This window comes from Streptomyces sp. NPDC002104, from assembly GCF_053593795.1.
Window position 1 is genome coordinate 190,412 of record NZ_JBSFDF010000005.1, and the last position, 11,759, is coordinate 202,170.

Here is an 11,759-nt window from a genome sequence, read left to right on the forward strand (position 1 = left end):
CTCACGTCCCCGGTTCCGCGCCCGGGTAGGCGCCCGGAGCCATGCCCGCGCCCCCCGCCCGGAAGGCGGCCGGCGCGTGCGTGAGCACCGGCTGCACGTACTCCATCAGGCCCTCGGCCCCGTACTCGCGGCCGAACCCACTGCGCTTGACCCCGCCGAACGCGGCCCGCAGTGCCATCCCTGTCCGGTTGTGAGTGTTGACGAAGCGGAAGCCGGCATCCAGCCGTGCCGCCAGGTCGAAGGCCCGTGCCTCGTCGGCGCTCCACACCGATGCGGCCAGGCCGTAGGAGCCGTTGTTGACGCGGTCCACGAGGTCGTCCTCGTCCTCGTACGCCAGCACGGGAAGAGCTGGGCCGAACTGTTCCTCGCACACCAGCGGGGCGTCCTCCGCGAGGCCCAGCACCACGGTCGGCCGTACGAAGTGCCCGCCGTGCGGGTCCACGCCGGCCAGCATCGTCCCCACCTCGATGGCGGTCCCCCCTCGCCGTACAGCATCAGAGACCAGGCTGCGTACGCGGTCCGCGGCCTGCGCGGAGATCACCGGCCCCACGGTCGTACCGGGGGAGAGGGGATCTCCGAGACTTAGGACGCGGGCAGCCGCCGCCACGTACTGCTCCGCGAAGAGGGAGAGCCGGGTTCGCGGTACGTAGATCCGCTTCGCCGCCATGCACACCTGGCCTGCCGTCGCGAAGCTCGCCATGACGAGACGGTCCATGTCGGCTTCCGTCAGCGCGGCGTCGTCCAACAGCACCGCGGCGTCGTTGCCGCCCAGCTCCATGGTGGTCGGCGTCAGGGCCGCCGCGGCGGCCGCGCCTACCGCCCGACCCGCAACCGCCCCGCCAGTGAAAGACAACTTGCCCACCTCCTGGTGGCCCGCCAGCCGCAGCGCGATGTCGGCGTGCCCGTGGCACACCTGAATCACGTCGGCGGGGACCTCACTGGCCGCGCCTTGCAGAAAGGCCGATACGGCCAAAGGAGCCAGCGGAGACGGCTTGACCACGAGGGCATTGCCCGCGGCGAGCGCGGGGGCGAGCTTGACCGCGGTCAGGATCACCGGGGCGTTCCACGGGGTCAGCGCGGCGACGACGCCGAACGGCCGGTAACGTCGCTCAAGCCGGCCCCGAGCGTCGTCGATCACGTGCCGGGACAGAAGCCGCGGGGACTCGGCGGCGTACCAGCGCAGCACGGCACTGGCGTACCCCACCTCTCCGCGGCAGTCGGCGAGCGGCTTGCCCGACTCCAGTGCGAGCAGCACCGCGAGGTCTCCCGCCGCAGCCTCCAGGCCGTCGGCTATCCGGTGCAAGGCCTCAGCCCGGTGCACCACGGACGTGCCGGACCAGCCCGGCGCCGCAGCTGCGGCCGCCGCCACCGCGACGTCCACCTCTGCCGGCGTGTGCGACCGTATGCTCCCCACGGGCCGGGCCGTACACGCGGGATTCTCCACGGAGATTTCCACCCCGCTTCCACCCGCCAGCTGATCCGTCAACGCGACCACCGGCCACCGCGCAGCGAATCGATCATCGAACTGCGCAGCAGGGACCGCCGGGCCGCAACAGGATCCGCCGCCGTGGACCGCAACTCCGCCAGCAGTGTGGCCCGCTCCGCCGGGTCACGGGTGCGCAGCCGCTCCCAGTTCGCGTGAGTCTCGGCCCCTACGTACCCCAGCGCGCAGGCACGGCGTTCCTCGGCGCAGTCGGTGAGATCCTCCTCGGACCCTTCTCCCGTCAGGAGGTCCGCCAGGGCGCGGCCCATCAGTACGGCATCGTGGATGCCGCTGTTCATGCCCATGCCGCCGAGAGGATTGTTGACGTGCGCGGCGTCACCGCACAGCAGCACGCGTCCGCTGCGGAAGGTTCCGGCCACCCGCTGGTGGACGCGGTAGAGACTGGCGTGGGCGATGGCCGGACCCCGTACGTCCCTGGTGATGTCCAGCAGTCTGCGGGGCAGGCGGAGCAGCTCCGCCTCGTCGGACGTGCCGTCCGGGGTGGGCAGCAGGACCCGCCAGTGGTCGGGGGTCCGCAGCAGCACCATCCACTCGTCGGGATCCAGCACGTAGGCGATGGGCGCCAGATCGTCCAGAACGGCCCCGGGATCCTCGTCCAGCGAGGCGACCAAGAACCGCTCCGGGTAGGTCATGCCGTGGAACTCGGCCCCGACCGAATGGCGTACGGCGGAGTGCGCCCCGTCGGCGCCCACCAGCCAGGCCCCCCGCACCCTGCTTCCGTCGCCTAGGACCGCGTGGATTCCACGGGAGGTCCGCTCCACGCCGGCCACGCGCGTCCCGAAGCGCACCTCGGCGCCGGAATGGCGGCCCAGGGCCTCCAGGAGCAGCGGCGTCAGCTTGTTCTGCTCGCATTGCAGCCGGTACGGGAAGCCGGTGTCACCGGCCAGAAGCGACAGGTCGAGCGTCGCTACGGGCCCCGTGTCCCGGTCGCGGAACTGGAAGGACTCCGCGACCAGCCCGCGCGCGAGGAGGGCGTCGACGACACCCAGGGAGGCGAGCATCTCCAGCGTGGGCGGATGGAAGGTGGAGGCCCGGGACTCCGCCGCCAGCTCCGCTCCCGCCTCCAGTACGGTCACGGGCACGCCCCGGCGGGCCAGTACCAGCGCAGCCGTCAGCCCAACGGGACCCGCCCCCACCACCACGACCCGGTCGACGGCGGCTGTGTCCGTGGAAACAGTCACCGCTCCTCCCTGTGGCCGTGCGTGGTGTGCAGGGCGAAGCCCGCTTCCACTCCTGTCACCCGCGTACCGGTGAAGTGCAGCAGGGTTTCCGCGCTGCCTTCGTCGACCAGACCGGACAGGCCCCAGGCCGGACGGGGCGTGTCCATGTGCAGGCTCAGCACCGAGGAGCCGTTCACCTTCACCTCCCCGGCGGCGATGCCGGCGGCCACGCGCAGTCCGTCGTCGGGGTCGGCGGCGCACACGTACCCTTCCAGCCCGTAGCCGGTGGAGTTGGCCAGGTAGAGGGCTTCCTCTTCCTGCTGGTAGGTGTGCACGGCCGCCACCGGTCCGAAGAGCTCCCGGCGGGTGGACTCCTCTGGGGCCCTGGTGATCAGCAGGGGGGCGAAGTAGCTGCCGTGATCCGGCACCTCGGTCCACGCGTGCACCTTGGCGCCGGCCGAGGTGAGGGCGTTCACGCCGGCCTGCAGAGCCGTGTGGTGGCGGGAGTGTGCGAGCGGACCGTATCCGGTTCCGGCGACCAGCGGGGCTCCCGCGCGCAGCGCGGCGAGCTCGCGGCCGGTGGCATCGAGTACGTCCGATGCCAGCTCGGCGGGCAGGATGAGGCGGCCTAGCGCCCGACACCATTGTCCGTTCAGCGTCGTCAGGAGTTCGGCGGCCATCCTCCCGGCGGCCTCGGGGTCGGCGCCGCGCAGGACGAGCAGCGGGTTGTTCCCGCCCAGTTCGAGTTGGGCGGGCTTGAGGGCCAGACCGCAGGCGGCGCCGATCTTGCGGCCGGCGTCGGTGCCGCCAGTGAAGGAGACGACGCGGATGCGCTCGTCGGACACCAGGAGGGACCCGGTCGCGGCGTCGCCGTGCAGCAGCTGGAGCACGGCTCTGGGGGCGCCCGCGGCAGCCAGCCCTTGGGCTGCCGCCTCGACCAGCAGCTGGGTTCCGTAGGGGACGAGTTCCGGTGCCTTGACGATGACCGGGCAGCCCGCTGCGAGTGCACTGGCCGCCTTGTGGGCGGCCATCGGCGCCGGGGCGTTGAACGGCAGGATGCACAGGGCCGGCCCGAGCGCGGCGCGACGCACCCTCACCGGCCGGCCGGCCGCTCCGGCGACCGTGCGGGCCAGCAGTCCGCTGCGCAACTGGGAGGCCGCGAGACGAAAAGCCCCCGAGAGAATGACGCCCAAACCGGCGGTCTGGGCGAGCGGGACGCCGGTGGCGAAGGCCTCCGCCGTCACGATGCGTTCAGATGCGCCGTCTACCGCCGTGGCCGCGCTCTCCAGGGCGCCGGCGCGCTCTTCATCCGGCAGGCCGCACCAGGCACCCGAACCGTGCAGCACGGAGGCCGCCCTCAGCGCGTCTTCGACCCGATCGGGAGCGCTGGCGAATGCCGGGCGGAGTCGCTCGCCGGTATGGGGGTTTTCCAGGTCGAAGCCGAGGCGCACCGCGCAGGGCTGCCACACTCCGTCGACGAAGTCGCTGGTGACCGGCAGGGCATCGGGCAGATGGACCGGTGAGTTCACTGAGACTCTCCCAACGTCGCGAACAGCGCGTTCTCCTGGGCCTCGGTGGCGATCTTTGCGGCTTCCAGGCGACCGCGTTCGGCGGGGAAGGTCATCACCAGCCCCATCGCGAGATCACGCAGGGTCCGTCCGATGACCCCGTCCAGGCGGGCCTCGGAGGTGCCGGAAGCCTTGAGGGCGCCGAGAGCGACGGCGAAGCAGGCCTCGGTGACAGCCCCTTTGCCCAGCCTCCACTGGCTGAACACCTCGGACTTGGGCCTGATGGGCGGCTCGGACGTCTCCAGCTCGAGCTGGCGCCGGAGCCACTGGTAGGCGGTCTCCAGGTTCTGCGTCATCTCTCCGATGAGGACCTGGTGCATCGGTGAAGAGGCGATCGGCCGTCCGGTGTCGGCAAAGGTCTTCCGTGTCAGCAGGCCGAGCGTGTGGTCATACGCGGCCTGTGCGGCGCCGGTGTAGACGGCGGCGATGGCGAGTTGGTTGCCGACGAAGCTTCCGCGACTGACCTGCAGCATGCGGGTGAAAGCTCCGGGGACGGTCAGCGCGTCCGGGGCGGCCACGAAGACCTCCTCGAGCCGAATGCCGTGGTTGGCGCTGCCTCGCATGCCGAGCCCGTTCCACGGCGGGCGGGAGGAGACTCCGGCCGCATCGCGCGGCACGAGGAACATGGCCAGGCCGTCGGCGGTCTCCGTCTTCTCCAGCCTGGCGGTGACCAGATAGATGTCGGCGACTCCGGTCGCGCAGCCGAAGGACTTCTCACCGGACAGGATCCAGCCGTCATCGGTACGCGAGGCGGTGGTGGCGATGGAGATGTTCGCGGCCGAGCTCTTGGCGGACTCGCTGGCGAAGTTCGCGAGCCAGGAGCCTGCTGCCATGGTGGTCAGCACCCGTTCGGCGAAGGCGCTGACAACGGGGGTCTCCTCGTCGGTGAACAGGCCGGCGCGGATGGCTTCCAGGGGCAGCAGGCCTCGCGAGGCGCTGGTGTTGTGGAAGAAGAAGGCGAGTGCTGTGGAGGGGCAGGCCGTGCCCATGGCGTAGGTGGCCGCTGCGAGGTCACGCAGACCTCCGCCGAGCCCGCCGAACTCCGCGGGCACGACGAGGCCGAGCAGGCCCGCATCCCGCAGGAGTGCGGTGTGCCCCTTGGGGAAGGCGGCTTTGGCGTCGGCCTCGGCGGCCGCCTCGCGAAGGGCGGGCAGGACAGACTCGACGCGCTCGGCGCGGGCCTGCTCGGCGGGTGTCATGCGGTCGATGAGGCGTGCGCCCGTGAGCTGGTGCGTGGACATCGGCGGTGACTCCTTACTGGGATTCCGGGGCGGGAGAAGGGACCGCCCGGATGGGGGACTGGGACACGGATGGGGGGCGCGGCTGCCGGCGGAGCAGGGCCAGTTCGGCACGCAGGGCACGCAGGGCCGTGGAGTCGATGGGAGCGGCGATGCCCAAGCGGGAGCAGAGCAGGACAAGCCGTTCGGTGGCCAGCAGGTTCCCGTTGCCGCCGAGGTGGGTGTCGAAGCACCGGACCCCGCTCTTCATCCCGGTCAAGGCATTCACGAGGCCGAGGCCGTGGTGGTCGCGCAAGGCGAGGCGCAGGGGCACGGGTCCTGCCTCGGGAACCGCGTCCTGGAGGAGCCGGCGCAGAGCCAGCGGCGAGGCGCCGTCCGTGTCGTCGGGGTCGTGGGCCGGCTCCTCCAGGACGATCTCACCGCAGCCGGAGGCGGCCAGCCGTTGCACCGTCAGCAGCGAGGCCCGGGCCAGCCCCGGCTCGAGCCCGTCGCGTACGCGGACGATCACAAGGGTGTCGGAGTGGCCGGCTGCGCGTACGGCCCGGACGGCGTCGATCGCCGCCTGACCGTGGCCGTCCGCCGTGATGGTCAACTCGACGGCGGGTGAGCCGGCATCCGCCGCTGCGACGGCGCCCGGAGCGTCGGCAACGTGGACCGAGGTGCTCCTCAGTCCGTCGGCCTCGATCGCAGCTCGCTCCAGGTCCTGGGCATCGAGTGCCGGGAGGCGCACCCTGATGCCGGCTCGCCTCAGGGCCTCAGCCAGGCGAGCAGCACGCGGGGCGGGCAGCGAAGAGGTGAGGCCGGTGTCGGCCAGGTCCACCCGGTCGGGGAGCGGATCGGCGAGCTGCCCCCAGGACCGCGAGTGGAAGAGCAGTGGAGAGGTGATGCGTGGTACTCCCGCCGCCACCACTTCGCCGAGGAAGATGGTGTGGTCACCGCCCGGGTAGCGGTGCAGTACACGGCAGTCGACCCAGGCGGCTGCGTCCGTCAGGACGGGGCTGCCGGTGGCACCGGGGAGCCAGTCACCCGCCGCGAAGCGGTCGGTGACGCCGGCTTCCATACCCGCGAACCTGCGTCCCAGGGCGAGATGGTCGCGCCCCAGGACGTTGACGGCGAACACGCCGTTGCGTATGAGGAGGTCGTGGGAGCGAATCCGCTGGTCCAGGCAGATCAGGACGAGGGGCGGTGTGAGACTGACGCTGCTGAACGAGCTCGCCGTCATGCCGTGCCAGCCGTCCTCCCCGGCCGTAGTGACGATCCCGACACCGCTGGGCCATCGGGACAGCACCTGACGGAAGGTCGTCTCGTCGATGACGGTGGTCATCACACCCCCGTATGTCATTGTTTCCTCTAGTGGAACACTGTCTCCGTCAGCGTAACGACGCCTTCTTTGAGGTGTCAACGAGAGCGGCACCGGGGAACACCCTGTTTCCCATGGGGAAATCGGCGTTATGCTTTCGGCACGTCGGGGAGCGGCCATCGCCCACGCCCCGAACCCATCGCGACGAAGGGCACCTACGGTGACTGAGGAGACGAGCAGCAGCAGATCCATCGCCGCCGTCGAGCGGGCCATGGACGTGCTGCTGATGTTCGGCCGCAGCGGCCGCCCCGACCTCGGCATCACCGAGATCGCCCAGGAGCTCGGCATCACCAAAGCCGCCGTGCACCGCATCCTCACGGCCCTGCGCAACCGCGATCTGATCATCACGGATCCGGTCACACGCCGCTACGCCCTCGGCCCCGCGGCTATCTCGCTCGGGCGGGCCTACCTGGCACGCACGGACCTGCGAGTCCTCGCGGCTCCGGAACTGCGCCGGCTCGCCGCCCAGTGCGGAGAGACCGCCACCCTCTCCATCCGCCGCGGTGACACCAGGCTCTACGTCGACCAAGTCGTCCCGGAACACGAACTGCGCATGGAGGTCGCCCTCGGCATCCCGCTGCCCCTGCACGCGGGCAGCTCCTCCAAGGCCTTCCTCGCCTTCCTGCCCGACACCGAGATCGACACCTACCTCGAACGCCACCCCCTGGACGCCGTCACCGACCGGACCATCACCGACCCCGAGCGCATGCGCAAGGAGCTGTCCGCGATCAAGCGCCGCGGCTATGCCATGTCCGTGGGGGAGCGGCAGAGCGGTTCCGCTTCGCTCGCCGCTCCCGTCTTCGGCCACGACGGACATGTCATCGCTGTGGTCAGCCTCGCCGGCCCCCAGTCCCGCTTCAAGCCCCGCCTGACCGAGTGCGCTCCGCTCCTGCTGGCCAGCGTAGAGCGCCTCTCGGCCGAGTTCGGCTACCGTCCCGGAATCAGCTGACCCCGCTCAGAGGTTGGCTCCGGGCTTGAAGACCCCCAGCGCCGCAGCGGCCAGGACACAGGTCCAGATCCCCGCCACGTACGGCACACAACCGTTGACCACGCGGCGCACTGCCCCCTCAGCCCCTGGCGTACCCTTCCCGTTCGCCAAGGCCGAGAAAGCTGCGCCAAATGGACGCAGCGTCAGGCGAATGCCCAGTCCGCAGGCGATCGCGGTCGCGTACAGCAACACCTTGCCGCCAAGCCAGCGCGGATCGGTGGCCACCCCGAACGGCTGGTTCGCCAGCAGGGTGTAGAGCCCGACGCCCCACAGTGCTGCGGTGAGCAGCACGCGTATCGACCAATCCGCCCGGCGTATCCAAGGGTGACTACCCGGACGGTGGTGGTCGCGTACGGTCAGCCACAGCCAGAGCCCCGCGAACGCCCAGGTCGCCGTGGCGGACCAGCCGTTGAGCAGACCCTCGGCACCGTGAGGTTCCAACGCCATGAGTGTGATGCCGCTCGGCAGGATCAGTACCAGGCAGATCTTCGGTCCGAGATCCAGCACGCTCATGATCGAGAGCGCCGTGGAGCGCGCGGCAAACGGCAGGTTGGGTTTGAGGACGTACCGGCTGGACACGTAGACGCCCAGGTCGCCGCCCAGCCAGAAAACGAACAGCACGATGTGCAGCAGAATCCACCATCCGTGCGGATGCGCTCCCATGACTACTCCTCGCCCCGTGCACCGGTACGGCCTCGTCCGGGAAAGGGCCCCGCCCGGCCGAGCAAGGCGGGCACCTCGATGCCGAGGACGGACCCCAGCCAGGTTCCCGTAGCCGCGGCCGCCTCCAGCTCGATGCCCGGATCGAACCCCATCCGGCGCAGCAGGTAGACGAGGTCCTCGGTCGCGATGTTGCCGGTGGCGGCGGGGGCGAACGGGCAGCCCCCGATTCCGCCGAGGGAAGAGTCGAGCCAGGCAGCGCCGGCCGCGGCGGCCGCGACCGCATTCGCGTATCCGGTGTTGCGCGTGTTGTGGAAGTGGCAGCGCAGGACCACCCCGGGCGCCTGCTCTCGTATCGCTGTGAGCAGCCGTGTGACGGCGTCGGGCGCACCCACTCCGATGGTGTCCGCGAGGACGATCTCCTCGGCGCCGCACTCCGCGCCCCTCCGGGCCAGTTCAGCCACGGCCGCCTCCGGTGTTTCCCCCTCGAACGGGCAGCCGAACGCCGCCGCGATGGTCAGCGAGCGGCCGATTCCCTCCGCGTGCGCACGGGAGGCGATTCCCTCCCACGCGGACAGCGCCTCGTACGTCCCTACGCCCTGATTCCGGCGAGAGAAGGAATCGCTCGCCACCACCACGTAGTTGATCTCGTCCACACCGCTCGCGCAGGCCCGTTCCATGCCGCGGGCGTTGAGTACCAGCCCGCTGTAGCGCACACCGTCCGGGCGCTTCAGCAGACTCATCACCTCCTCCGCGCCCGCCATCTGCGGCACCCGGCCCGGATGCACGAAGGCCACTGCTTCCACCCGTCGCGCGCCACTGGCCACGGCCCGCTCGATCAGGGCCACGCGCTGCGCCGGGGACAAGGCGCGCGCTTCGTTCTGCAGCCCGTCACGGGGGGCCACTTCCACCACGCCGGGTCCGGCGAGCGGCACTGCCGCCAAGGAATCATCCATGGGCCGCATTCTGCCGCGTCGATTCCTCTAGCGAAACAGTGTTTCCCAAACTTACACTCGCGGCATGAGTGGACCCCTCTCCGACATCCGTGTCATCGAGACCGGCACCCTGCTTGCCGGTCCCTTCTGCGGCCAGCTCCTCGGCGACCACGGCGCCGAAGTCATCAAGCTCGAAGACCCCGGACACGGCGACCCCATGCGCCAGTGGGGGCGCGAGCGGCCCTACGGAAAATCCCTCTGGTGGCCCGTCGTCGCCCGCAACAAGAAGTCCGTCACCTGCAACCTGCGCCGCGAGGAAGGCCAAGACCTCGTCTGCCGCCTGGTCGCCCACGCCGACGTCCTCGTCGAAAACTTCCGTCCCGGGACCCTTGAGCGCTGGGGCCTGGGATACGACGAGCTCAGTGCCATCAACCCGGGCCTCGTCATGGTCCGCGTCACCGGATACGGCCAGAACGGCCCCTACGCACCCCGCGCCGGCTTCGGCTCCATCGGCGAAGCCATGGGAGGCATCCGCCACATCACCGGCGAACCGGACCGCCCCCCGTCCCGCGCCGGCATCTCCCTCGGAGACGCGCTCGCCGGCACCATGGCCGCCTACGGCGCAGTCATGGCTCTGCACGCCCGGGCCCGCACCGGAACCGGACAGATCGTCGACTCCGCGCTCTACGAAGCCGTCCTCGCCTACATGGAATCCCTTCTCCCCGAATGGGAGATCGGCGGCTACCAGCGCGAGCGCACCGGCCCCGTCCTGCCCAACGTCGCCCCCAGCAACGTCTACCCGACTGCCGACGGAGCCGCCGTCCTCATCGCCGCCAACCAGGACACCGTCTTCCGCCGCCTCACCGAGGTCATGGACCGCACCGACCTCGCCGACGACCCCAAATACGCCACGCACACCGCGCGAGGCTCCCACCAGAGCGAACTCGACGACCTCATCACCGCCTGGACCGCAGGCCTCGAAGCGAACGTCCTGCTGAGCGCCCTCCACGCCGCCGGAGTCCCGGCCGGCAAGACCTTTACCGCCTCCGACATGCTCACCGACCCGCACTTCGCCGCACGCAACGCCATCGTCCGCCTTCCCCACCCCGACTTCGGCGAGATCCCCATGCAGAACGTCGTGCCCAAGCTCTCCTCCACCCCGGGCAGCGTTCGCTGGGCGGGCCCGGAACTCGGAGCCCACAACGACGACATCTACGGCGACCTCCTCGGCCTGACCCACGCCGAACGGGACAAGCTCACCGCGGACGGAGTGATCTGACATGGTTCGCAAACGCCTCGCCGCCGACTACGAGGCCGCCGGCTTCGGCTGCCGCATCGGCTGGGGCGAACACCCCGCCGTTCTCCTCGTCGACCCCGTCCAGGCCTACGTCGAGCCCGACAGCCGCCTCTACCTCGACACGGCCAGGCGGGCCCTGCAGGCCATGGCACACCTCGCGCGGGCAGCCCGCAGATCACAGTTCCCCGTGATTTTCACAGCTGTCCACTACGACTCCGAACCGAGCGCGTACGCACCGCACTTCGCCCGGAAGGCCCCGAGCATCGACGCCTTCCGTGCGAACAACCCGCATGCGGCCTTCACGCCGCACTGTTCACCCGAGCCGGGCGAGGTAGTGATCCACAAGCACTACCCAAGTGCCTTCTTCGGAACCCGCCTACACGACGTCCTGAGCGTCCTGGGCGTGGACACCGTCGTCATCGGAGGCTTCTCCACCAGTGGCTGTGTACGGGCCACCACCCTGGACGCACTGCAACACGGACTGCGCCCCATCGTCGTGCGCGACGCGGTGGCGGACAGGGACCCAGGCCCCCACGAAGCCAACCTCTTCGACCTCGACTCCAAGTACGCCGACGTCGTCGATGTCGTGGCCGCATGCCGCCGCCTGGGAGACCCGGTCCCCCCACCCTGACGCCCATCGAGACGCCGGCGCGAGCAGCCCAGGCGGCAGCCTGCCCCTCCTCATGTGTTCAGCGACCAGATAGAGGCGTTGAGGGCGGTGGCGAAAGCCACCCATGCCGCGCAGGGGACGAGCAGAAGTGCCGCTGGGACGCTCAACCGCCTGAAGTGCAGCACCGTCGTGACGATCACGGCCAGGAGCAGCACGATGTCGAGCAGAGCAAGTCCGTACTGGCCAGCCGAGAGGAACACCGGAGTCCAGGCGAGGCACCGATGGCCGCGACGCCGTAGCTGGCGAGCAGGAAAGCCGCACAGGCCCACCAGCTAGTCGCACCGTGCCGGCCATCCGGCGCCTGTGGCGGGTTGGAGCGCCTCGCACCGTTCGTGCACTTCCTGGCGGGGAAGCGAGGTGGCCGCCTTGTCGTGCCTGC

The 11,759-nt window shown here is 70.5% G+C and carries 11 protein-coding genes; 3 read left to right on the forward strand and 8 right to left on the reverse strand.

Annotated features, from left to right (window positions below):
• Position 1: 1 nt before the first annotated feature.
• The 5 genes from ACWCP2_RS06995 to ACWCP2_RS07015 are packed head-to-tail and all read right to left on the reverse strand — an operon-like array spanning position 2 to position 6,794.
• On the reverse strand, positions 2-1,495 hold the full coding sequence (locus tag ACWCP2_RS06995; RefSeq protein ID WP_450907542.1) for an aldehyde dehydrogenase family protein: 1,494 nt from the start codon (positions 1,493-1,495) through the stop codon (positions 2-4).
• On the reverse strand, positions 1,483-2,685 hold the full coding sequence (locus ACWCP2_RS07000; RefSeq protein ID WP_450907543.1) for an FAD-dependent oxidoreductase: 1,203 nt from the start codon (positions 2,683-2,685) through the stop codon (positions 1,483-1,485). The genes ACWCP2_RS06995 and ACWCP2_RS07000 overlap by 13 nt, the downstream gene beginning before the upstream one ends.
• On the reverse strand, positions 2,682-4,193 hold the full coding sequence (locus ACWCP2_RS07005; RefSeq protein WP_450907544.1) for an aldehyde dehydrogenase family protein: 1,512 nt from the start codon (positions 4,191-4,193) through the stop codon (positions 2,682-2,684). The genes ACWCP2_RS07000 and ACWCP2_RS07005 overlap by 4 nt, the downstream gene beginning before the upstream one ends.
• On the reverse strand, positions 4,190-5,473 hold the full coding sequence (locus tag ACWCP2_RS07010) for an acyl-CoA dehydrogenase family protein (RefSeq protein ID WP_450907545.1): 1,284 nt from the start codon (positions 5,471-5,473) through the stop codon (positions 4,190-4,192). The genes ACWCP2_RS07005 and ACWCP2_RS07010 overlap by 4 nt, the downstream gene beginning before the upstream one ends.
• Positions 5,474-5,486: 13 nt before the next feature.
• Positions 5,487-6,794 (reverse strand): flavin reductase, encoded by a 1,308-nt coding sequence (locus tag ACWCP2_RS07015; protein ID WP_450907546.1) that lies wholly within the window; start codon positions 6,792-6,794, stop codon positions 5,487-5,489.
• Between the two features lie 196 nt (positions 6,795-6,990).
• On the opposite strand from ACWCP2_RS07015, the gene ACWCP2_RS07020 reads away from it, so the two are divergent.
• A complete protein-coding gene (locus ACWCP2_RS07020; RefSeq protein ID WP_450907547.1) occupies positions 6,991-7,779 on the forward strand; it encodes an IclR family transcriptional regulator in 789 nt (262 codons plus the stop codon).
• A gap of 6 nt (positions 7,780-7,785) precedes the next feature.
• Here the strand turns inward: ACWCP2_RS07020 and ACWCP2_RS07025 are convergent, their stop codons facing one another.
• The gene (locus tag ACWCP2_RS07025) at positions 7,786-8,481 is read right to left on the reverse strand and encodes a hypothetical protein (protein WP_450907548.1); all 696 of its coding nucleotides are present in this window, start codon (positions 8,479-8,481) and stop codon (positions 7,786-7,788) included.
• A 2-nt stretch (positions 8,482-8,483) separates the two neighbouring features.
• Entirely contained in the window at positions 8,484-9,434 is a 951-nt protein-coding gene (locus tag ACWCP2_RS07030) for a hydroxymethylglutaryl-CoA lyase (RefSeq protein ID WP_450907549.1), read from the reverse strand.
• 64 nt (positions 9,435-9,498) lie between these two features.
• Here ACWCP2_RS07030 and ACWCP2_RS07035 point away from each other — a divergent pair, with 64 nt between their 5' ends.
• Positions 9,499-10,692: a CaiB/BaiF CoA transferase family protein gene (locus ACWCP2_RS07035; protein WP_450907550.1), complete on the forward strand. Its 1,194-nt coding sequence runs from the start codon at positions 9,499-9,501 to the stop codon at positions 10,690-10,692.
• 1 nt (position 10,693) lies between these two features.
• On the forward strand, positions 10,694-11,341 hold the full coding sequence (locus ACWCP2_RS07040; protein WP_450907551.1) for an isochorismatase family protein: 648 nt from the start codon (positions 10,694-10,696) through the stop codon (positions 11,339-11,341).
• 50 nt (positions 11,342-11,391) lie between these two features.
• Here the strand turns inward: ACWCP2_RS07040 and ACWCP2_RS07045 are convergent, their stop codons facing one another.
• Positions 11,392-11,649: a tryptophan-rich sensory protein gene (locus ACWCP2_RS07045; RefSeq protein ID WP_450907552.1), complete on the reverse strand. Its 258-nt coding sequence runs from the start codon at positions 11,647-11,649 to the stop codon at positions 11,392-11,394.
• Between the last annotated feature and the right edge of the window lie 110 nt (positions 11,650-11,759).

Bases quoted from the DNA above. Each gene is read 5' to 3' on its own strand.
- ACWCP2_RS07010 (WP_450907545.1), bottom strand. From the start codon at position 5,473: ATGTCCACGCACCAGCTCACGGGCGCACGCCTCATCGACCGCATGACA.
- ACWCP2_RS07015 (WP_450907546.1), bottom strand. From the start codon at position 6,794: ATGACCACCGTCATCGACGAGACGACCTTCCGTCAGGTGCTGTCCCGA.
- ACWCP2_RS07025 (WP_450907548.1), bottom strand. From the start codon at position 8,481: ATGGGAGCGCATCCGCACGGATGGTGGATTCTGCTGCACATCGTGCTG.
- ACWCP2_RS07030 (WP_450907549.1), bottom strand. From the start codon at position 9,434: ATGGATGATTCCTTGGCGGCAGTGCCGCTCGCCGGACCCGGCGTGGTG.
- ACWCP2_RS07035 (WP_450907550.1), top strand. From the start codon at position 9,499: ATGAGTGGACCCCTCTCCGACATCCGTGTCATCGAGACCGGCACCCTG.
- ACWCP2_RS07040 (WP_450907551.1), top strand. From the start codon at position 10,694: ATGGTTCGCAAACGCCTCGCCGCCGACTACGAGGCCGCCGGCTTCGGC.